The following is a 20,267-nucleotide window of genomic DNA, read 5'->3' as shown; positions in this document are numbered from 1 at the left end:
ACAAAGGGGGATATACAAGGAAATGGATGCCTGGATAGCGTTTTTTCAGGAGCGCTGGCTGCTGATTCTCGTGGCTGTCATCGTTCTGCTCGTCGTCGTCAGTCTCGTCAAAACCGTGGTCAAGTGGCTGCTGGTTATCGCCATTGTGGGGGCGCTGGTGGTTTACGGAGCCAACTATAAGGAAACGCTGCAAAGTATCGGAAACGCCGCGTTAACCGAACTCAGCAGCCAAGCGGTTAAAGCCGTGCAGAACGAAGCGAAGGATGCCACCTACACAGCCAACCCGGACGGTACTTATACAGCCGCGACCAAAAATGTTAAAATTGTAGGGACACCCGGATCGTCCGAAGTGTCCGTCACGTTTATGAACCAGACTTTTAAGGTTAATGCAGAAGAAGCGGTCCGCGCATTCGTCGAGCAGGCGAAGAAGAACGCCGGCCAATAATACAAAGCGAAGTTATATCTGTGCAAAAGGAGGCCCGCCTGCCTATGTTTACCTCGTTGTTTTCCGGGGACACGACGATCAATTTCATCTCGGTTGCACTTATCCTCATCGTGATCGTTTCAGCCATTCAAGGCATCATACGCGGAGCCTCCGGTTCTGCCAAGCATTTGCTGCATATGGTCTTCGGAATTCTGATCACGATAGTGGCCATCTATCTGGCCTGGCAGACGGCGACCCTGGTTTCGGCCCCTGTCCGCAACTGGCTGAGCAGCCTGGCCATTCAAATACCGGCCCAGGAAATGCCCGTCTGGAAACAGACGTATTACACGGCGGTTACGGCTATCCGCGACTTTGAACTGTTCCGCTTCGGCGTCCTGTTCCTGCTGGCTTATCTGATCATCCGCCAGGCTCTTTACTGGTTCGTCGATCCCGTTTTGCTCAGATGGGCGCAAAGCCGCTGGGACCGGGAGGCCAGCCCTTCCGTCATCAGCGCGGCGACAGGCGGACTTATCGGGTCCGTAACGGGCGTTTGGCGGGCCCTGCTCGTCGTAGCCGTGCTGTTTGTTTTTGTGACGCTGTTCCCGCAGGCGAAGCCCGCAGGGTATATCCAGGCTTCGTCCCTGTACCAGAAAGGCGCGCAGGAAGTCATCCAGCCGTTTACGGGCGATTTTCTGCAAAAACAGGTGCCGGTCTTCACCAGGGCCGTGGAGCAGGAATTCAGCCAGATTCTGCAGCGCAAATACGAGGTTCTGGACGCGAACATCCCGAACAATATTTCCGCGGCCGCCCAAGAAGTCACGAAGGCCGGCAAGACGGACGAGGAGAAAGCGGAGCTGCTCTATAAATGGGTCGGCAGCCGAGTCGAATACGACTGGAATAAAGTCGAGCTCTACGAGCAGCAGCGTATCTGGAAGGAACAGACGCCGGAGGATACGTTTGCGACGCGCAAAGGAGTATGCATCGACTATTCCCGTCTCTACGCCGTTATGGCCCGTTCCGTCGGTCTCGACGTAAAAGTGGTGACGGGCCTGGGGTACGACGGCCGCGGCGGATACGGTCCGCATGCCTGGAACGAAGTCTACCTGGCGGATTCCAAGCAATGGATTCCGCTCGATTCCACCTGGTTTTCCAGCGGAGGCAACTGGTTTAACCCGTCCAACTTCAATCAGACGCATATCCGTGAAGCTTAAAGGACCGCTCCCTTACGGGGGGCGGTTTTCTTTTGCGAGAATGTAAAGGGATTGATTCTCCCATTCTCTTACATTTTTCTAGCGGTGCATGTCTATGGTAAACTGGTAGATAGAGCAAGGTATAGAAAAGGATACAAGGAAGGAAGCAAGATGCACAACGAAGATTTAGAAAAACCGGATTCCTCTAAACGCACGCGTTTCTCTGTTCGCATTAATTTGTTCTTTTTCACGACGTTTATTTTGTTTTCCGTTCTGATCGTCCGTCTGGCCATCCTCCAGTTTGTCGAAGGAGACAGGCTCGCGGAAGAGGAGAACTCGGCCACCAACCGGGAAACTCCCATCCCGCCGATCCGGGGCAATATTTATGATTCCAACAGCTACCCCATTGCCTATACGATTCCGGTCCAGTCCGTCTTTTTCCGGATTGAATCGGGGCAGAACAATAAGGAAGAGGTAATCGGTCTCGCCCGCAAACTTGCGGACGTTTTCCAGCAGTACGGGTCCAAGAACACCAAACCTTTGACGCCCGAGGAAATCGTGGAGCTGATGGACGTAGGCTACGATATCAACCAGCAGCAGACGAAGGCGCCGAGCTATTACTCGATTCCGAGAAGGATCAAAGCCGATCTGACGAAGGAAGAGGTCTCCTATCTGATGGAGCACCGGGATGAATTCAAATGGATCGAAGTGATGGAAGAGAGCATCCGGACCTACGACCAGGATAAAATCGCGGTTCAACTGACCGGATACATGCGGCAATTTTCGACCGCGAGGGAATCCAAATACGGGCTCAGCTTTTATAAAAACAAAGAAAACACGGCCGAATATCTCGATACGGAAGACGTCGGCTATGACGGGCTTGAGCTGATGTATCAGGAAGAGCTGCGCGGCAAGAACGGCTATAAGAAATATCCCGTGAACTCCTCGCAGAAAATTATCGGGCCCGTGTCCATCACGAAGCCGGAAAAAGGCAACAACCTGTACTTGACGATTCACAAGGACATCCAGAACCGCACGGAACAGAAAATTATGGATCATCTGGCGTACCTGCGCCAGCCGAAATCGAGCTCCTACGGCTATTCACCCAATGCCCGTTCGGGTTACGCCGTCGCCATGGAAGTCGATACGGGGCGTGTCGTCGCCATGGCGAGCATGCCGGATTACGATCCTAACTTATGGACCGGCGGGATTAAGGCGACGGAGTACAAAAAAATCCAGCCGTTCGTCAACAACGGGACGATTACGACGGCCTATCCGGATTATCCGGAGAACGAGCTGAAAAAGCACGCCAATTCCATCGTGTACATGGGTTCGACGATTAAACCGCTGACCGTGCTTGCCGGTCTTAAGGAAGGCTTTTTCAGCGTGAACGATTATTATAACGACAGAGGCTCTTATTCGTTCGGTAAAAAGGGATCGCAAAGCACGATCTGGAACTCCGGCCGCAAATCGTTCGGCCCGATCAATGCCGCCGATGCGATCAAGCACTCCTCCAACACGTTTATGTCCGCAATGATCGGGGAACGGCTGTATTTCGACCGGGAAGACGGGCTCAAGGTGTGGGACGATTACTTGAAGCGGTTCGGTCTCGTCGTGTCTACGGAAAGCGGCCTTCCGAACGAGTATGCGGGATCCAACGAGTCGCTCGCCAACGCGAAGCTCGACAGCAAGCAGTCCGCGCTCGTTTACGCTTCCTGGGGGCAGAACGAGAAGTCGACCACGCTGCAGCTCGCCCAGCATACCGCCATGCTCGCCAGCCGGGGCAAACGGATGAAGCCGCTGTTCGTGGACCGCATCACGACGTACGAAGGCGAAACCATCAAGAAGTTCGATCCCGTGGTGCTCAGCGAGGAAACTTCGTTCAAACCCCAGTATTGGGACACGATTTTCAAAGGCATGAAGGAAGTCAGCAAGCAGGGCTTCGACGGCGTCAACTACACGGTAGCCGCCAAAACGGGTACGTCCACGCAGCAGATCGGCTCCAAGGAAGTGGACAACGCCGTATTTATCGCGTTCGCTCCGGCCGATAAGCCAAAGCTTGCCGTTGCGGTCGTCGTCCCGGAAGGGGGCTACGGCTCCTACGGCGCCGCTCCGATCGCAAGGGAAATGTTCGACGCGTACGACGAATATATCGGTCTGAACGGCACACCGCGCGGACCGGCTAACGGCAAGACGGACGGCGCAGCGAAGCACTAGACCGGGACACCGCGTGCAGCCTCCTCAGAGGGGCTGCCAGTCTGACGGTAGACGCCCGACGTGCTGTGCGTTACGGCAACCATCCTCCGGGCATACGGCCCCGCTAGCGGCCGGAGGAAGGCGCGGAAGGCGGCGGACTCCATCGCGGACACGGAAAGCGCCGTGGGCTGTCTCTATCGGCTGCCGCCCGCATGGGTTCGGCCGGGGATAAGCGAGACCCGCCGAATGGCCTTCCGCCCAGATCATTCATCCAAACCGGGCGCCTGCTCATGTTTGTCACTTCTAACCGGAAGAGACATAGACTGAGAGCAGGGAACCCGGTTTTTTTACCTTAAAAGTTGCCTGATGCCAACAATTATGTATAAAGGAAAAGGGGCGGTGGACATGAAAAAACGGAGGCTGGCTGCATCTGTTAAACGCCTTATGTGGGTTATTGCCTTTTTGTAAACGAGGGCTGCCCGCAGTCCCCGGAAAAAGGCGGAGACGCTTCTATCCCAAGGGATGTGAAGCGTCTTTGGCACGCTCAAAAAGCCGCGGTTAGAGGGGGCCGCGAGTTTTCATTTTCAGAAAGGCGACCGGGTGTGCTATACTAGTTTATCGAATAACAACAAGACTAGTTGTAGCTTTAGTGGAGGTGTGAATCACTCGTGTGTGGTATCACCGGTGTTATGTATTTTGAAGATAGAGAGCCATCCGTATCCATGCTTCAGCAGATGACGGACGTGATTCATCACCGCGGCCCGAACGACTCGGGCTTCTGGACGGAGAATCGGATCGGGCTCGGGTTCCGCCGACTGTCGATTATCGATATTGCGGAGGGTCATCAGCCGCTTTGCAACGAAGACGAATCCGTTTGGATCATTTTTAACGGGGAAATTTACAATTATAAATCTTTGCGGAGCATGCTGCAGGACCGCGGCCATGTGTTCCGGACGAACAGCGATACCGAAGTCATCGTCCATTTGTATGAAGAATTCGGTGAAGAATGCGTGAAGCATCTTCGCGGCATGTTCGGCTTTGCCATCTGGGACCGCCGCAAGAAGCAGCTCTTCGCCGCCCGTGATCATTTCGGCATCAAACCTTTTTATTATCAATACAACGACCGGCAGCTGCTGTTCGGTTCCGAAATCAAAAGCCTTGTCGCATCGGGAAGCGTAAGTCCGTCCATCCGGACCGAGAGCCTGATGAACTACTTGACGTTCCAGTACGTCCCTGAACCGAACACGATGTTCGAGGGGATTCAGAAGCTGCCGCCGGCGCACTACATAAAAGCGTCCTTCGACGGCGAAATGTCGATTCACCGCTACTGGGATCCGATGTTCGAGCCGGTGGACCGCCCATTCGGGGAATATGTGGAGCAAATCCGCGAAACGCTCAAAGATTCCGTCGTCCATCACATGGTCAGCGACGTGGAGCGCGGCTGCTTCCTGTCCAGCGGAATCGACTCGACCGCGATTGCGGCTCATATGCGCCAGATCGAGCCGATCCGGACGTTCTCCGTCGGTTTCGAAGGTCCGAACAACGAGACCCTGATCGCGGCCGAAACGGCCAAAGCGCTCGGGACGGAACACTACTCCAAAATCATCACGCGCGAAGATTTCTTCAACACCCTGCCGAAAGCCGTCTGGCATCAGGACGAGCCGGTCGCCGACCCTTCGGCCATCGCGCTCTACCACGTGGCCCAACTAGCCCGCGAGCACGTTACCGTGACGCTGTCGGGCGAAGGCGCGGACGAGCTGTTCGGCGGCTACCGGATCTACCGGGAGCCTCTGTCGCTGGCCCCGCTGGAAAGCCTGCCGCTTTCCGTGCGCCGCATGCTGCACCGGCTGGTGAAAATGCTGCCCGCCGGCATGAAGGGCCGCAACTACCTGCTTCGCGGAACGACTCCGCTGGAGGAGCGCTTCCTCGGCAACGCGAAGATTTTCACCGAGGATATGAAGGCGGAAGTGCTGCGCGTGGACAGCGAGATGTTCAAGCGGTATCAGAATCCGTTCCAGATAGCCGCCCAATATTACGACAAAACCAAACATCAGGATCCCGTAACGCGGATGCAGTACATCGACATGAATCTGTGGATGCCGGGCGACATTTTGATGAAAGCGGACAAAATGACGATGGCCCATTCCTTGGAGCTGCGCGTTCCTCTGCTCGACAAAGAACTGTTCGAGGTTGCCCGCCGCATCCCGACGAAGTACCGGATCGCCGAAGGAACCACGAAGCATATTTTCCGCAAGGCAATGGAAGGCATCGTGCCGGATTTCATCCTGAACCGTCCGAAGCTCGGGTTCCCGGTTCCGCTGCGCGACTGGCTCAAAGGGCCGACGGGGTCCACCATGGTGGAGCAGATTAAAGCGAGCGGCATCGAAGACTATGTAAAAATCGACGCGATCGAAAGAATGGCCAAGCTCCATCAGAACGGACAGGGCGATTATGCACGCCGTCTGTGGACCATTTACATGTTCGCTCTCTGGCACGCGACCTACATGCAAGAAACCACGAAGAAAGCCGTAGCCGCGTTCTGACATAAAAGTTTCGTTTAGCTCCAGATTCCCCTCCCGGGAGTCTGGGGCAATACTTACGAAGCGGCTTTCCTGAAGGAAAGCTTGGAGGAGGAAACATTTTGAGTCAATATAAGCTGGTAGCACTGGATATGGACGGCACGCTGCTTAACGAAGAAAAGCAGGTTTCCCCGGCGAACCGGGAAGCGATTTACGCGGCCCTGGAGGCGGGAGTCACCGTTATTTTCTCGACCGGACGCGGTGTACAAAGCGCTCTTCCTTACGCCGAAGAGCTCAAGCTGCAAACGCCGATTGTTTCCGTCAACGGAAGCGAAGTCTGGAAAGCTCCGCACGACCTTCTGAAACGTACGCTGCTTGATTTGGATTTGGTCCGGCGGATGTACGACCTGGCGATTGAGCACGATACCTGGTATTGGGCTTATTCGGTCGAGGGCATGTACAACCGGGATAAATGGGCGGAAGATATCACCAAACCCGAGTGGCTCAAATTCGGCTTTTACACGGAAAACAAAGAAAGTCTGGAGATTATCCGCGGTGAGCTGGCCCGCTGGGGAGAGCTTGAGATCACGAACTCCCACCCGGACAATCTCGAGCTGAACCCCAAAGGAATCAGCAAAGCGAGCGGCATCGAGGAAGTCTGCAAGCTTCTCGGGATCGAGATGTCGCAGGTCATCGCCATGGGCGACAGCGAGAACGATATCGCGATGATCCGCGCGGCGGGTCTCGGCGTAGCGATGGGCAACGCCCAGGACGGCGTGAAGCGTATCGCCGACCTTGTTACGGTTACCAATGACGAGGACGGGGTCGCCAAAATCATTCAGGAATACGTGCTGGACCCGTTATCCGCCCGCTAACAATACCCGCGGACGTTTTTCGGGAAGAAAGGATGAGAAGACATGGCTATTTTGGGATGGATCCTCATTATTTTGCTGTTTGCCGTCGGGATGCTGGGTGCGATTTTTCCTATTCTTCCGGGCGCGCTCGCTATCTTCGGGGCCTTTTTCGTCTACGGGTTATTCTTCAGCTTTGAACCCTTCGGCTTCTGGTTCTGGCTGATCCAATCGGCGATCGTTATCGCCATCACTATCGCCGACTATCTCGTAAGTGCGTTCGGCGTCAAGAAATTCGGAGGTTCCAAAGCGTCCGTATGGGGAAGCACGATCGGTCTGCTCCTCGGTCCGTTCGTCATTCCGGCTTTCGGGCTTATCCTGGGGCCTTTTATAGGCGCTGTGCTGGGCGAATTGATTCATGGCTCGAACCTTAAGCACTCCGCTCAGGTCGGGGTAGGATCGGTTCTCGGTTTCTTCTCCAGCGTTGTCGTTAAAGTCGTTCTTCAACTGCTGATGATCATTCTGTTCATCATCTGGATTTAACTCGTTCAGGGATACCCGTCAAAAAAAGGCGGACTGCGGAAGCGCGGGAATACGCCTTATTTTCCCCATTGGAAAGGAAGACCGACATGATTAAAGTAACCGTGTGGAATGAAAACGTGCATGAGAAAACGAATGCCAAAGTAGCCGAAGTATACCCGGAAGGCATTCACGGAGCGATTGCGGCCGGGATTGCGGGAGACTCTTTCCAAATCCGCACCGCTACGCAGGAACAGCCCGAGCACGGGCTTACGCAGGAGGTTCTGGATGACACCGACGTTCTGATCTGGTGGGGACACAAAGCCCACGGCGAAGTCGCCGATGAAATCGTGAACCGCGTACACCAGCGCGTATTGGACGGCATGGGGCTTGTCGTGCTGCACTCCGGTCATTTCTCGAAAATTTTCAAAAAGCTGATGGGCACTTCCTGCGATTTGAAATGGCGCGAAGCCGGCGAGAAAGAACGCCTGTGGGTCGTGGATCCTTCCCATCCGATCGCCGAAGGCATCGGACAGTACTTCGAACTGGAGCAGGAAGAAATGTACGGGGAGCATTTTGATATTCCCGCGCCGGACGAGCTGGTCTTCGTCAGCTGGTTCGAAGGCGGAGAGGTATTCCGCAGCGGCTGCACCTATCACCGCGGGCAGGGCCGGATTTTCTATTTCCGTCCCGGTCATGAAACGTATCCGACCTATTACAACGAGAACGTTCTGAAAGTCATTGCAAACGGTGTGAAATGGGCGGCCCCGGTACGTACGGCCAAGCCGGTTTACGGGAACGCGCAGCCTTTGGAGAAGCTTCAGGCGAAGTAAAACGGCGTCAGCCGATCACGTCCGGAAAAGGATTTCCTTTTCCGGTCTTATTATGTATGGGGAGAAGGAACGACATTGTCTAAGGATTCGCTAGTCAAAGGGACTCTGATCTTGACGGTCGCGGCTTTGATTGCCCGCTTTCTCGGTGTATTTCAGCGGTTTCCGCTCGTTTATATGCTGGGGAACGAGGGAATGGCGAGTTATGCGATCGCTTTTAATCTCTACAGCAATCTGCTGGTTATCGCAACGGCGGGCATTCCGAGTGCCCTGAGCAAAATGATTTCCGAGCGGACCGCGCTCGGGCGGATGGACGAAGCGAACCGGATCTACAAAGCCGCGTTGATATTCGCGGCCTTGGCCGGCGTTGTCATGTGCGCGATCCTGTTCCTTCTGGCTCCGCATTATGCGGAATCGTCCGGCGATCCTCACGCCACCCTGGCTACGCTGGCCATCGCTCCGGCCCTGCTGGTTTTCCCGCTGATCGCCATCATGCGCGGTTATTTCCAGGGCCGCCAGAGAATGATGCCCAACGGCATCTCGCAGGTGATCGAGCAGATCGTCCGTCTGATTACGGCGGTAGGGCTGGCTTATCTGCTGCTGGGCGTCTCGCTTGACTGGGCCGTGGCGGGGGCGTCCTTCGGCGGTGTAACCGGCGGAATCGCGGCCTTGGCCGTCATGCTGTATTACGCGCTTAAGCTGCGTAAAGAAGACAGGAGGACGCTGCCGGTTTCCGAACCCGTGTATACGGAAACCGGTCAAAGCCGCCAATCGGGAGGAAAACTCCGTTACGGGCAAATTTACGGCCAATTGCTCAGATTGTCCATTCCGATCGTTATTTTTTCGATTACGGTTACGCTGATTTACAACATTGACTCTTCCACCATCATCCCGCTTCTGCGGGATCAGATCGGCGAAGCCAAAGCCAAGGATATCGTCGGTATCCTCGGCGGGCAGGCCCAATCGCTTGCGGGGCTGCCGATTGTGCTGGCGATCGCGCTCAGCCAGTCGGTCGTTCCCATTATCTCGGGAGCTTACTCGCGAAGGGACCTGGAGCTGGTCCGCAACCAGTCCTCCCGCGTCATGCAGCTCGCCATCCTGTCCGGCCTGCCCATGGTTCTGGCGATCTGTACGGCCGCCCGTCCGCTTTCGGGCATGTTCGACTACGGCGGCACTCCGACAGGCTACGAGTACGGCCCTCCGATGATCGCCATGATGACCGCGGGAGCGATGTTCCAGATCATCATGCAGACGTCGGGTGCCGTTCTGATGGGCATGGGCAAGATGCGCGCGCTCGTGTCCAGTGTTGTCTTCGGCATAGCCGTAAAGCTGCTCGGCAACCTTATTCTATCGCCGTGGCTCGGCATTTACGGCATTCTGGCGTCGACGATGCTCTGCTTTATCGTCATGTCCGCCTTTAACCTGGCCGTGATGCGTAACGTGGTTAGCTTCCGCATCATGGCTCGGCGCCGCTGGACCCGCCTTATCGTCACGGCGGCCGTCGTCGTCGTGATCGGCGTGTTCGCGGAGCGGCTGCTCTTCGAGCATCTCCACTTGTTCCCGTGGAGAGTCGTGAACGCAACCGTCAACGCCGTCCTGATCGGCGGCTTGGCTTGCGCGCTCTATGTCATCCTTCTGTTTGTCACGAAAGTGGTCACGAAGGATGACATCAAGACCTTCCCGGCTCCGCTGCAGAAGCTTTATGCCAAGGCGGGCCGCGTGCTCGGCCGCCGGGGATAAAGCTTCCGCGTGGCGGCCGCAAGGACCGACGCCGCCGGACCCACCCATAAAAACGCCCGATGTGCCTCTGCCTAAGCAGAATGGACGCCGGGCGTTTTTTTAGTCCCTTTTCAACTGAGTGGACGCGAGGGCGGCCAGTTGAATTTTATGGAGGCCGAAGCAGCATTCGGCGCTCATCTCGAACAACGTGGGGACATCGATATCCCCGAAGTAGCCCGCCACGCTCCCGGCATACGCGGGAAACCAGTCCCCGGACTCGGGAGCCGTCAGCGGGACGTCCCTCCACGTGCGTTCGAGCTCCGGACTGTAGATGCCTGCGGCTCCGGCCTTCAGTTCGCAGCCTTCCAGCTTCGGGCCCGCTGCGCTGACTCCGGGGGCGTCCTTGCGGATGCGGGAGAACAAATGCGGCCAGTAGTCCGCTCTTGAGCCGGTGTGCGGCTGTGCCGAAGCGAAAAGCACCACGCCCTGGTGAACTGCCGGAATGCCGAACAAGATGGCGTACAGCGTTTTTCCGAATCCGATCCGTTCTTTGATATCCGTGAAGTCTTCTAATATTTCACCGGCCAAATTCAGGCGGTCTGCGGACCTGTGTATAGGATCTTTGTGCAGGGCGTAAGGAAAGAAGACCTGATTCAGCTGGAGGAGCGCCTGGGCTTGAAATTCCGCCGTTTCCAGAACATGTTCCATGAAATACGGCTGTTTGACCACACGGCTTTCTATAAAATGCTGTTCATTTACGATTAGAGAGACCGTGAGCAGCGCCGGATCGTGAACCGCCCAGAATTCCTCCCAGACGGGCCTCATAAAAACGGACACTCCGAAGGCCGGGAGCAGATGAAACAGAGGCTCGCCGGACCGCTTCGACTCCTCGTAGAGCAGAAGCTGGGGATAAGCGTCCCCGAAGATGAGCGCATTCGCTCTCTCCAGAAAAGCGAAAAGAGCTTCGCGTCCCGGACGTTTCAGCAGGGCGGGAAGGAACTCCCCTTCCAGGTCCGTCATGTTCCAGCCGCCGTTGCGGGAGACCATATGGGCGAGAAGGGCCCAATGAAGCTCGGGATGCCGCTCATACAAGTTCCAGTAAGCCCGGGTGCGGGTTACGTTGTTCCGGTTTTTCCGCTGCGTATCGAGGCGGATGCGCTCCACGAGCTGCCGCTCCTGCGCGGACAGGGAAAGCTCCGGAGCCGGCGGGCTTGCCGGCAGTACCCCGAGGTCCTTCCATGTCCTGCGCAATCTTTTGACACTGTCTTTGCCCGGTACAAGTTTCTGGGCATTCTGGCCCAAGTGAAACGCGGATTGCAAAGAAGCCAGTTTGCCCGATGCAAGCTCGGTAATCGTATGCGGTACCCCCGCCAGCCAGTGCCCGATCGCTTTGAGCGGATTGTTCCCTTTGACCCCGTTGCCGTTCATTGTTGCAGCCTCTTTTCCCCGGAATACTTTGTGAAGCAGCCGTAACGTTCATGAATAGGATGCCCGTTTTTTCCGATTTTTCATCTTCCTGCACGATATGCAAACAAATGGGCAGAGGTCCGGCTTTCCATGAAAATTTATCGGGAATGTGAGTCTTTTTGCTTACTTGCGCGTATATAAAAGAGTTAGCAATACTTGGGAGATGGAAAGGAGCCGGAGAAATGAAAGTGAATAACTGGAAGAAGGTTGTGTGCGGGGGTACGGGCGCGCTCATGATCGTCCTTACGGGTTGCGAATCCGTAGGAGGTCTTGATGTGAACAAGGCGCTGGTCAACCAGTACGCCGTCAAATCGGCGGAGTCGCAGGAGACACTCAAGTTTGAACTTCTGACTGGAGATCTGGCCGGGCTGCCGCCCGAGGCGCAGAAGCTGGTAGGCCTGTTTAAAGAAGTGACGATCAAGTTTACGGAGGAGAAGATCCAGGATCCCCGGAACGCTTCGATGAAAGGCGAATTTACATACGGCAAGGGAAGCATCCCTTTCGAGCTGTCCCTTCAGAACGAAGATATTATTATCCGCATCGAAGGCGTAAGCAAGCCGATTTACATTCGCAACGCGCAGACAGGTCCGCTTAACGGAGGTTTGCTTGTACCGGGACAGCAGAGCATCCAGGAGCTTCAGAAGGTGCTCGAAGACAAACTTCCGACGCTTGCGTCGTTCTTCATCGGCCATGCGCCGAATCCGAAGACGATCGGGGTTACGTCCGTTTCGGAGAAAGTAAACAACGAGACGGTTTCCCTGCAGAAGCTTCATGCCGAAATTAAAGGCAGCGAAGCGCTCGGTCTGGTCAAAACCTTCCTGCAGAACATCGCCGCAGATGAGAAAGGCTTGAAGGAATTCCTTGGCACCGTATTCGACGTATTCGGACCGATTGCCAAAGAAGCGGCCGAACAGTCGGGCGAGGAGAACAAGCTGCTGGATGCTTATCTGTCCAACAAAACATTAGCGGTCGAAACGATGTATACCGCCGTACAAACCGGACTGAAGGATGTACTGGCAAGCTATGACGAAACGACCGACAAGCTGGTGAACGGTCCCGGCAATGAGCCGATCCGCGACATCCTGAGCGACCGCTCGTCCGTGAATGTGGACTTGTATGTGGACAGCTCCCAGCAGATCCGCAAGAGCAGCGCGGGAATTACCATTCCGCTGCCTGAAGCTGAAACGGGGTTGAAAGGGATTAAGCTGAGTACGACCGGAGAAAGATGGAATATTAATCAGCCGATTACGATCAACCCCGTAAAAGCGGACGGAGACCGTCTCACCTTCGATGCGGCTGATCCGGACTCGGCTCCTTCTCTCGGAAGCTTCCTGAAATCGGTGGATAAGAATTCCTCGATTTACAAGCTGCTTAAAGAGGACCTCCAGATTACGAAGCGTTCCTTTACGCTGTCGCTGGACGATGAAGACATGAGTTTGTTCGGCTTTGGGGGCTACCGCAAAGGCGACGTTTCCATGGTGCCGGTGACGTATGTAGCGAATATGCTTGACGCGGAAGTGAAATGGGACGGGGAAACGAAGCAAATTACGGTAACGGATGATCTCGGCGGTCATACGATCGTGTTTACGCTGGGCAGTGCCGAAGCGTTGGTCGACGGTAAGCCGGTTAAGCTGGAGCAGGCTGTCGAGCTTCACGGGGATTACACGAACGTTCCTTTGAGATTCCTGGCCGAAGCGCTGGGCGGGGAAGTGAAGTGGGATAGCGAGCAGGATGCTGTCATCATTACACGTCAATAAAACCTGCAGAAATTGAAGGCGGAAGTGGAATAGCATGAGCATGGAGCGAGCGGGCTGTATACAGCCCGCTCTTTTTTGCCCGCAATTGTTTAAAGCCGGATGCAGACGGCGATAATCCTACAAAGATGGCAAAGAGGAGATAACATGGAAATCAGAAAGTTTCAGGTATCGGATATTGGCCCCATCGTCTCGTTATTTTATGAAACCGTTCATTCCGTAAATAAAAAAGATTATACCCAAGAACAGCTTCATGCATGGGCATCCAAAGAGGAAGAGGAATCCAGATTGGAATCCTGGAAGGATTCGATGAGCCGCAATATCACGTATGTCGCTCTAACCGATGGCAAAATTGTAGGTTTTTCGGATATGACCGTAAACGGATACGTGGACAGACTGTACGTGGATAAGGATTTTCAAGGACAGGGAATAGCTTCGGCTTTAATGAACGTTCTTGAATACGAGGCAAAAAACCGGGGGCTTGCCGAACTGGAAACGGACGCGAGTATCACGGCGAAACCGTTTTTCAGTCATCACGGGTTCCGGTTGGTTCGGGAGCAAAGCGTGGAGCGCAGAGGGATTAAGCTGGTTAACTTTAAGATGAAGAAGGAATTAAGCCGAGACGTTTGAGAGAAAAAAGCAGCCGTGCAGCTAACGCACGGCTTTAAAATGAAGAGCCGATATCCTCAAGGGGAGTATCGGCTCTCTTGTTGCGGGACGGGAGGCTTGTGTCGCTTCCCGCTTCAGTTCTCATTCTCCGATTCCCCGTCCGGAGGCGGCGGTGCGTGACCCGGCATTCTGCCTGCACGCACCAGCGCCTCCCGGAGCAGGAATTCGATGTGCCCGTTGACGCTGCGGAACTCGTCGGCTGCCCAGCGCTCCAAAGCTTGATGGAGCTTCGGATCGAGCCGCAGCGGAAAGTTCTTCTTAACAGCCATGCATCCGCTTAGTAAATGGAGCTGGAGTTGATGACAGGCTGGGCGGACCTGTCGGAGACAACCGCTACGAGCAGGTTGTTGATCATCGCGGCTTTGCGCTCTTCATCCAGCTCGACGACGCCTTCCGCCTGAAGGCGGGCGATTGCCATCTGCACCATGCTGACCGCGCCTTCCACAATTTTCTCGCGTGCGGATATGATGGCGGAGGCCTGCTGGCGCTGGAGCATGGCGCTTGCGATCTCGGTGGAGTAGGCCAGATGAGTCAGCCTGGACTCCAATACTTCAACGCCGGCTACGCTGAGGCGGCTTTGCAGCTCGAGGGTGAGTTCCTTGGCAACCTCTTCGCTGTTGGCGCGCAGAGAGTAGGCTTCTCCGTCATAGGAGTCGTACGGGTATTTGGAGGCGACATGACGGAGGGCGGTCTCGCTTTGAATTTCCACGAAGGCCTGGTAATTATCGACTTCGAACTTGGCTTTGGCCGTATCGACTACGCGAAAAACGACGACGGCCGCAATTTCAATGGGATTGCCGTCCACATCGTTGACCTTCAGCCGCGCGCTGTTGAAGTTGCGGACACGCAGCGACATTTTTTTGCGCTCGCTGAAGGGGATCGTTACCCAGAAGCCGCTGTCGCGGACTGTGCCGCTGTAGCGGCCGAAGAAATTGACGACCATCCCCTGGTTCGGCTGTACGACGGTAAACGAGCTGAGCACTACGCCTGCCAGCACAAACAGCAGTACGGCGGGGATAATCAGCTCCGCGGTCAGGGAGTAAATACCTGCTCCGATAAATACGACCATAGCAAGCAGGCCGACAAATCCGTTGATTTTCCATACATGACGTTCGGTCATCGTGTTCATCTCCTTTTGGAAACTCAGAAATTCAAAATATCGTTTTGATATTTATATGATATCACTTTTTACAATGTCTGTAAACGGTCGAATGTACCGTATTTTTGCTGTTATTGACAGGCCCGAAGGAGCATGCTATAAGATAAACAAGTTTATCAGATTCCGATGAAGCCGGTCGGGAATGAAGGCCGGACGATTCTATTCGAGGTGATCCCCATGGAAAAAGTCCACAACGAACAAGATTTCCGTGCGGCGGTAGAGAAATCCGAAGTTACCGTTGCCGTTTTTAAAACAACCTGGTGTAAAGACTGCCACTATATCGAGCCTTTTATGCCGGATCTGGAGAAAACGTATGCCGGACGCATCTCGTTCATCGAGCTGGACCGGGACGAGGTACCCGATCTCTGCGAGGAATTGAACATTCTGGGCATTCCAAGCTTTATCGCTTTCAGCCGCGGGCAGGAGCTGATCCGTTTTGTCAGCAAGCTGCGCAAAACGCGTGAAGAGATTGAGCAGTTCCTGGACCGTGCGATCGAAGTGGGCAACGCGCTGGCCAAGTAATACAGGCACCCGGAAGACGCGTTCTCTTTTAAGTAAACGAAAAACAGCCGTTCCTTCGGGGGCGGCTATTTTTTTGTATATCGCTGCCAGCCGCGTCTTTCTGCATAATTTGCGATCATTAGGGACTCCCTAATGATGGGCCGCGTGCCAGCCGCTTCTTTCAAGGCTTTGTAACATTTGCGAATGGAATTGGCCCCGAATAGTAGCTATAATGAATACAAGCGGCATTGCTGCTGTCTGGCGGCCAAATCTCTTGTAAAAACAGCCTTATTGATTATAGAGAAGTAGGTGCATGGTATGTATAAATTAACGAAGCGTTTGTCCTTTCTGACCATGATCGGCATGTTCCTGATCGTGATTATGGGCGCGCTCGTAACCAAAACCGATTCGGGTTTGGGCTGCGGTAACGAATGGCCGCTCTGCAACGGCAAGTTCGTCCCGGCCTATACGATCTCGTCAGTTATCGAATACAGTCACCGGGCGGTGACGGGCCTTGTGAGTCTGCTGCTGCTCGCCACATTCATTCTTGTTTTCAAAACGGGCAGCCGTAAGGACGCGAAATATTTCGTAGCGGGTGCAGGCTTCTTCACCGTGCTGCAGGCGATTATGGGCGCTCTGGCCGTTGTCTTTTCCCAGTCTTCCGCGGTTATGGCGCTTCATTTCGGCCTTTCGCTGCTTGCTTTCGCCATGACGCTGCTGCTCTGGCTGACGTTCACGAAATGGGGAGATTACACGGTTTCCGTCGCCCGCACGACGGACGGCCGCAAATCGGCCCTGCCGAAGAATGCCGCTCCGATCGGCCGCGGTTTCCGCGCTTTCGTCTGGTTTGTCGGCGTCTACTGCTACATCGTCGTTTATGTGGGCGCCTTTGTCCGGCATACGGAGTCTTCGGGAGGCTGCATCGGCTGGCCGCTTTGTAACGGACAGGTCGTTCCGGAACTGACGGGCGCCACCGGAATCGTATTTTTCCACCGCATCGCGGCGGTGATTATGTTCATCTTCGGACTCGCTTTGTTCCTAATTGCACGCAAGAAATACAGCCATCTTGAAAATGTGTACAAAGGCGCGGGCTGGGTGCTGGGCTTCCTGATCGCTCAAATTTTCAGCGGAGCTACCGTTACCTGGTCCTTGGGACACGATACCGCATTCTTGTTCACCGGCATGATCCACGCGGTTCTGATCTGCGCCTTGTTCGGGTGGATCAGCTACCTGTGCGTCGTGATGCTGAATGCCCGCGTACCGCTGGGTGCCGAGCATCCGCGTAACAAACAGGAAAGTCCGCAGCCGGCGAAGGCTCCCGTTAACCGAAAGGAAGCCGTGACGGAATGACTTTTTGCGGCCCTGGCTGTCTCCGGAGTCCCTTAGACCCGAGGACTTGCGGGTGATTCCACGCCGCATTCGATTAGAGGAAGGAAAACGCGCTGCTTTTCACGAATGTGAAGGGCAGCCGTTTTTCTTTTTGCCGCGAATAGTCACTTGACGGAATGCCGGGCGGAGTCTAGATGCCCCATGATGCCCCGCGCAGCGGCTAACGGGAACGGATAGCGGCCTTGCCCCGCTTTTCCAAGAGGGCTGGATCGGGCGGATCACTCGTTCAGCCGAGACGTCCGGGCCCAACGCTGACGATTTCCTTTTTCGAAAAAGGCTCATTTAGGGTAATCGAAAAGAGACGCTCCAGAAGGATCAGCCTCTTCATGGGAAGCTCCCGCCCGGCCGGACCTGGGATGTATGGATCGCAGAGACGGAGCTCATACTGAAAAAAATAAGGAAATGAGTGAAAGCCATGCTAAGAACGATTTTCAACGAGACGAAACGCAGCGAGCGCTCCGACGAGCGATTGGAACAAGCTTTCACTTCAATCAAGCGTTATTTGAACGTCCTTCAGCAAAGCCGACATTCTTCCCCGTCCTACAGCCCCAAAAAGCTGCATAGACTCTATGTATGGTCGCAAGGGTTTCTCGATGCATTGGATGAACTGGAGGAAAGCAAATACTGTGCCGGTCGTTTTGCCGAGCGTGTCAAGAAATCTTATCTCGATGAAATGCAGCCCGAGGAGCTGGACGATTACAGACGGTATGTTTATTTTTATAAAAACGCACTTATCCGTCTTTTTTCGGTGCTGGATAAGCTGGGGTATTTTTTAAACGATTTATTCGACCTCAAGACGGAGACCCTCAAAACGCACTTTTCCTTTTTTACCGTATTGCGTAAAATGAGAGAGAGCGGGATTCATCCCGCCCTGCAGCAAAAACTGTACGAACTGAAAACAGAAGCCAAACAGCCGCTTCAGGTTCTTCGCAACCAGCGGAATATGGAAATTCACTACGTGAATGTAGAGATGCTGGATGATCTGATGCTGTCCCAATCCTATTTGGGCGACCGTATCCAAGTGGAGAATATCGCGGATAATCTGGCGCAGATGAACCGCGGATACGAGATGGTTTGCATCACGATGGATCTCGTGTTCCGGTATATATCCAGGGGCAGCATAGGGGAAAACGGGGAGGAGAATCATGGCGGAGGTACGCAGAACGGCTCTCATCACGGGCAGCGCGAAAGGGCTCGGCAAAATGGCGGCGTTAACGCTGGCCAACCAAGGGTATGATATCGTTATCAATTATGTACATAGTGAAGAGGAAGCGCACGACTTAGTCAGGCACATCCAGAATACGGGCGTCCGCGCCGCCGCGATTCAAGGCGACGTCTCCCGCGGCGAGGATATCGAGCGCATCGCGGAGACGGTGGGGGAAACGATGGGCGGCGTCGATGTGCTCGTCAACAACGCCGGCCCTTTCATCCGCGAACGGAGGCTGTTCGCGGATTATACGCGCGATGAGATTGATTATCTCATCCGCGGCAATCTGCTCGGCGTGATCCAACTGGATCACGCGCTGCTGCCCCACATGCGGCGCAAGCGCTGGGGCCGCATCATCCACTTCGGCTTCGGCCATGCCGCCGAAGCGCGTGCTTGGCCCCACAGGGCCGTCTATGCGGCCGCCAAGGTGGGGCTGGTTTCGTTCACGAAGACACTGGCCGAAGAAGAAGCGGCCCACGGGATCACCGTGAACATGATCTGTCCGGGCGATATCCGCGGAGCCAACAAGGAGAAGCGGATCGAGGAAGTGGAGAACTGCACCGACGACGAAACGCCGCGGGGCAGACCCGGCACGGGCGAGGATGTCGCCCGGGTGCTGTCTTTCCTGTGCGACCCGAAGTCGGATTTCCTGACGGGGAACATCATGGAAGTGAACGGCGGCCTCGATCCGATCCAGACGCTGCCGATGCTGAAGCGGGGCAAGTAAGCAGCGCCGCTTCGCGCCCATAAAAAAAACCGGCCCTTAGGGCCGGTTTTTTTTATTAGAATACTTGAACAACCTCGACAACGCCTTCTACTTCTTCGACAAGCGCACGCTCGATACCGGCTTTCAGCGTAATCGTGGAGCTCGGGCAGCTTCCGCATGCACCCATCAGCTTCAGTTTTACGATACCGTCTTCCACGTCCACCAGTTCCACGTCACCGCCATCACGCTGCAGGAACGGGCGAAGCTTATCTAGAACCTCAAGTACTTCATCATACATGGTTGCACTTTGGGTATTTTCAGTCATTTCAATCGACTCCTTTCTTATTTTATTATAGTACATTTCGGGAAAAAAAAATATCCCCCGCATAGAAAGGGGCGGCCGGACGTTCGGGCCGGCCATTTATTTTTTTTCAAAAAAACACTTCTTATTCCTTGGTGTATGTTATATAATACAAATCATATAAAATGAGAACTGTGTTATAACATTTGAAACGGAGAGGACTGAGTCATGATGAACGAGAATAACGATTGCTTCCACTGTTATGGAGATGGGGAAACGGAATGTCAAAGCTGTTCCGGTGAAGGAAGCCTGGGAGACCGGGGAATCTGCACGTCCTGCGGGGGAAGCGGGAAAACGGCCTGCGCGCGCTGCAGCGGAAGCGGTGTGGTGGCCGATGCGTTCGACGTTCAAGACTCGATCACCGACATTATGCGGAGCCTATACGTCAGACCGGAGTACACCAGGGGCAGATAACGGCGTGCCGTCTATCCGCGATCCTATGCACTATGCTCAAATCTCCCCGGATGTGTTACAATACAGATAGTTTGTGAAACAGGTGGAGATCAAACATGAGACCTATCATTGAGTTTTGCGCGAGCAATATGCATCACGGTACGGACGCCGTCATGAAGAAGCTGGAGGACAATCCGGATTACGATGTCATCGAATACGGATGTCTGGGAAACTGCGGGGAATGTTACCTTTTTCCTTTCGCCATGGTTAACGGTGAAATCGTAGCGGCCGAGACAGCCGACAAGCTGTTTGACGAAATTTCCAAAAAAATAAAGGAAGTCGAAGAGATCTACGACATGTTCGGCGACTGAATAGCAAAAAGCCCGGTCTGCGCAATAGCTGCAAACCGAGCT

At 54.6% G+C, this 20,267-nt stretch carries 20 protein-coding genes; 16 read left to right on the top strand and 4 right to left on the bottom strand.

What is annotated here, in order from left to right:
• Positions 1–22: 22 nt before the first annotated feature.
• From PCH01S_RS22925 to PCH01S_RS22890, 8 genes are all read left to right on the top strand, one after another.
• Entirely contained in the window at positions 23–445 is a 423-nt protein-coding gene (locus PCH01S_RS22925; RefSeq protein ID WP_042233484.1) for a hypothetical protein, read from the top strand.
• 44 nt (positions 446–489) lie between these two features.
• Positions 490–1,635: a transglutaminase-like domain-containing protein gene (locus PCH01S_RS22920; RefSeq protein ID WP_042233481.1), complete on the top strand. Its 1,146-nt coding sequence runs from the start codon at positions 490–492 to the stop codon at positions 1,633–1,635.
• Between the two features lie 150 nt (positions 1,636–1,785).
• The gene (locus tag PCH01S_RS22915) at positions 1,786–3,831 is read left to right on the top strand and encodes a peptidoglycan D,D-transpeptidase FtsI family protein (protein ID WP_042233477.1); all 2,046 of its coding nucleotides are present in this window, start codon (positions 1,786–1,788) and stop codon (positions 3,829–3,831) included.
• Positions 3,832–4,478: 647 nt separating this feature from the next.
• Complete coding sequence (gene asnB, locus PCH01S_RS22910) at positions 4,479–6,353, top strand: asparagine synthase (glutamine-hydrolyzing) (protein WP_042233475.1); 1,875 nt, start codon at positions 4,479–4,481, stop codon at positions 6,351–6,353.
• A gap of 98 nt (positions 6,354–6,451) precedes the next feature.
• Positions 6,452–7,204 (top strand): Cof-type HAD-IIB family hydrolase, encoded by a 753-nt coding sequence (locus tag PCH01S_RS22905; RefSeq protein ID WP_042233473.1) that lies wholly within the window; start codon positions 6,452–6,454, stop codon positions 7,202–7,204.
• 42 nt (positions 7,205–7,246) lie between these two features.
• Positions 7,247–7,723 carry a DUF456 domain-containing protein gene (locus PCH01S_RS22900; RefSeq protein ID WP_042233471.1) on the top strand — a complete coding sequence of 159 codons (477 nt, stop codon included), beginning with the start codon at positions 7,247–7,249 and terminating at the stop codon, positions 7,721–7,723.
• Between the two features lie 86 nt (positions 7,724–7,809).
• The gene (locus PCH01S_RS22895) at positions 7,810–8,532 is read left to right on the top strand and encodes a ThuA domain-containing protein (RefSeq protein WP_042233469.1); all 723 of its coding nucleotides are present in this window, start codon (positions 7,810–7,812) and stop codon (positions 8,530–8,532) included.
• Between the two features lie 75 nt (positions 8,533–8,607).
• Positions 8,608–10,269, top strand: coding sequence for a putative polysaccharide biosynthesis protein (locus PCH01S_RS22890; protein ID WP_042233467.1), 1,662 nt, complete (start codon positions 8,608–8,610; stop codon positions 10,267–10,269).
• A 99-nt stretch (positions 10,270–10,368) separates the two neighbouring features.
• Here the strand turns inward: PCH01S_RS22890 and PCH01S_RS22885 are convergent, their stop codons facing one another.
• The gene (locus tag PCH01S_RS22885) at positions 10,369–11,676 is read right to left on the bottom strand and encodes a DUF2515 family protein (protein ID WP_042233465.1); all 1,308 of its coding nucleotides are present in this window, start codon (positions 11,674–11,676) and stop codon (positions 10,369–10,371) included.
• Between the two features lie 221 nt (positions 11,677–11,897).
• On the opposite strand from PCH01S_RS22885, the gene PCH01S_RS22880 reads away from it, so the two are divergent.
• The gene (locus PCH01S_RS22880) at positions 11,898–13,472 is read left to right on the top strand and encodes a copper amine oxidase N-terminal domain-containing protein (protein ID WP_042233462.1); all 1,575 of its coding nucleotides are present in this window, start codon (positions 11,898–11,900) and stop codon (positions 13,470–13,472) included.
• 144 nt (positions 13,473–13,616) lie between these two features.
• Complete coding sequence (locus tag PCH01S_RS22875; protein ID WP_042233460.1) at positions 13,617–14,099, top strand: GNAT family N-acetyltransferase; 483 nt, start codon at positions 13,617–13,619, stop codon at positions 14,097–14,099.
• A gap of 113 nt (positions 14,100–14,212) precedes the next feature.
• Here PCH01S_RS22875 and PCH01S_RS22870 read toward each other — a convergent pair whose 3' ends face one another.
• On the bottom strand, positions 14,213–14,407 hold the full coding sequence (locus tag PCH01S_RS22870; protein WP_042233457.1) for a type II toxin-antitoxin system antitoxin: 195 nt from the start codon (positions 14,405–14,407) through the stop codon (positions 14,213–14,215).
• 8 nt (positions 14,408–14,415) lie between these two features.
• Positions 14,416–15,258 (bottom strand): SPFH domain-containing protein, encoded by an 843-nt coding sequence (locus tag PCH01S_RS22865; RefSeq protein ID WP_042233455.1) that lies wholly within the window; start codon positions 15,256–15,258, stop codon positions 14,416–14,418.
• Positions 15,259–15,474: 216 nt separating this feature from the next.
• On the opposite strand from PCH01S_RS22865, the gene PCH01S_RS22860 reads away from it, so the two are divergent.
• The 4 genes from PCH01S_RS22860 to PCH01S_RS22845 all read left to right on the top strand — a co-directional run bounded on the left by PCH01S_RS22860 (position 15,475) and on the right by PCH01S_RS22845 (position 19,121).
• Positions 15,475–15,819 carry a thioredoxin family protein gene (locus tag PCH01S_RS22860; protein ID WP_174446842.1) on the top strand — a complete coding sequence of 115 codons (345 nt, stop codon included), beginning with the start codon at positions 15,475–15,477 and terminating at the stop codon, positions 15,817–15,819.
• Positions 15,820–16,116: 297 nt separating this feature from the next.
• A complete protein-coding gene (locus PCH01S_RS22855) occupies positions 16,117–17,148 on the top strand; it encodes a COX15/CtaA family protein (RefSeq protein ID WP_042233451.1) in 1,032 nt (343 codons plus the stop codon).
• A gap of 454 nt (positions 17,149–17,602) precedes the next feature.
• Entirely contained in the window at positions 17,603–18,424 is an 822-nt protein-coding gene (locus PCH01S_RS22850; RefSeq protein WP_053228776.1) for a Cthe_2314 family HEPN domain-containing protein, read from the top strand.
• Positions 18,333–19,121, top strand: coding sequence for an SDR family oxidoreductase (locus PCH01S_RS22845; protein ID WP_042233450.1), 789 nt, complete (start codon positions 18,333–18,335; stop codon positions 19,119–19,121). Before PCH01S_RS22850 ends, PCH01S_RS22845 begins: the two co-directional genes overlap by 92 nt.
• A 55-nt stretch (positions 19,122–19,176) precedes the next feature.
• Here PCH01S_RS22845 and PCH01S_RS22840 read toward each other — a convergent pair whose 3' ends face one another.
• Positions 19,177–19,425 carry a NifU family protein gene (locus PCH01S_RS22840; protein ID WP_009673094.1) on the bottom strand — a complete coding sequence of 83 codons (249 nt, stop codon included), beginning with the start codon at positions 19,423–19,425 and terminating at the stop codon, positions 19,177–19,179.
• Between the two features lie 204 nt (positions 19,426–19,629).
• Between PCH01S_RS22840 and PCH01S_RS22835 the strand changes: the two genes are divergently transcribed.
• Both PCH01S_RS22835 and PCH01S_RS22830 read left to right on the top strand, forming a co-directional pair.
• A complete protein-coding gene (locus PCH01S_RS22835) occupies positions 19,630–19,875 on the top strand; it encodes a hypothetical protein (RefSeq protein WP_241688736.1) in 246 nt (81 codons plus the stop codon).
• Between the two features lie 95 nt (positions 19,876–19,970).
• Positions 19,971–20,225, top strand: a complete 255-nt coding sequence (locus PCH01S_RS22830) for a YuzB family protein (RefSeq protein ID WP_042233448.1) — start codon at positions 19,971–19,973, stop codon at positions 20,223–20,225.
• Positions 20,226–20,267: the final 42 nt, after the last annotated feature.

The sequence above is a fragment of the Paenibacillus chitinolyticus NBRC 15660 genome, assembly GCF_000739915.1.
Taxonomy (GTDB): domain Bacteria; phylum Bacillota; class Bacilli; order Paenibacillales; family NBRC-103111; genus Paenibacillus_F; species Paenibacillus_F chitinolyticus.
Note: the sequence above shows the minus strand (reverse complement) of the source record. Positions and strands in the feature narration are given on the sequence as shown.

Coding starts and splice junctions, on each gene's coding strand:
- PCH01S_RS22875 (WP_042233460.1), top strand. CDS start 13,617: ATGGAAATCAGAAAGTTTCAGGTATCGGATATTGGCCCCATCGTCTCG.
- PCH01S_RS22915 (WP_042233477.1), top strand. CDS start 1,786: ATGCACAACGAAGATTTAGAAAAACCGGATTCCTCTAAACGCACGCGT.
- PCH01S_RS22900 (WP_042233471.1), top strand. CDS start 7,247: ATGGCTATTTTGGGATGGATCCTCATTATTTTGCTGTTTGCCGTCGGG.
- PCH01S_RS22855 (WP_042233451.1), top strand. CDS start 16,117: ATGTATAAATTAACGAAGCGTTTGTCCTTTCTGACCATGATCGGCATG.
- PCH01S_RS22830 (WP_042233448.1), top strand. CDS start 19,971: ATGAGACCTATCATTGAGTTTTGCGCGAGCAATATGCATCACGGTACG.
- PCH01S_RS22895 (WP_042233469.1), top strand. CDS start 7,810: ATGATTAAAGTAACCGTGTGGAATGAAAACGTGCATGAGAAAACGAAT.
- PCH01S_RS22860 (WP_174446842.1), top strand. CDS start 15,475: ATGGAAAAAGTCCACAACGAACAAGATTTCCGTGCGGCGGTAGAGAAA.
- PCH01S_RS22870 (WP_042233457.1), bottom strand. CDS start 14,407: ATGGCTGTTAAGAAGAACTTTCCGCTGCGGCTCGATCCGAAGCTCCAT.
- PCH01S_RS22835 (WP_241688736.1), top strand. CDS start 19,630: ATGATGAACGAGAATAACGATTGCTTCCACTGTTATGGAGATGGGGAA.
- PCH01S_RS22840 (WP_009673094.1), bottom strand. CDS start 19,425: ATGACTGAAAATACCCAAAGTGCAACCATGTATGATGAAGTACTTGAG.
- PCH01S_RS22920 (WP_042233481.1), top strand. CDS start 490: ATGTTTACCTCGTTGTTTTCCGGGGACACGACGATCAATTTCATCTCG.
- PCH01S_RS22885 (WP_042233465.1), bottom strand. CDS start 11,676: ATGAACGGCAACGGGGTCAAAGGGAACAATCCGCTCAAAGCGATCGGG.
- PCH01S_RS22845 (WP_042233450.1), top strand. CDS start 18,333: ATGGCGGAGGTACGCAGAACGGCTCTCATCACGGGCAGCGCGAAAGGG.
- PCH01S_RS22880 (WP_042233462.1), top strand. CDS start 11,898: ATGAAAGTGAATAACTGGAAGAAGGTTGTGTGCGGGGGTACGGGCGCG.
- PCH01S_RS22925 (WP_042233484.1), top strand. CDS start 23: ATGGATGCCTGGATAGCGTTTTTTCAGGAGCGCTGGCTGCTGATTCTC.
- PCH01S_RS22865 (WP_042233455.1), bottom strand. CDS start 15,258: ATGACCGAACGTCATGTATGGAAAATCAACGGATTTGTCGGCCTGCTT.
- PCH01S_RS22850 (WP_053228776.1), top strand. CDS start 17,603: ATGCTAAGAACGATTTTCAACGAGACGAAACGCAGCGAGCGCTCCGAC.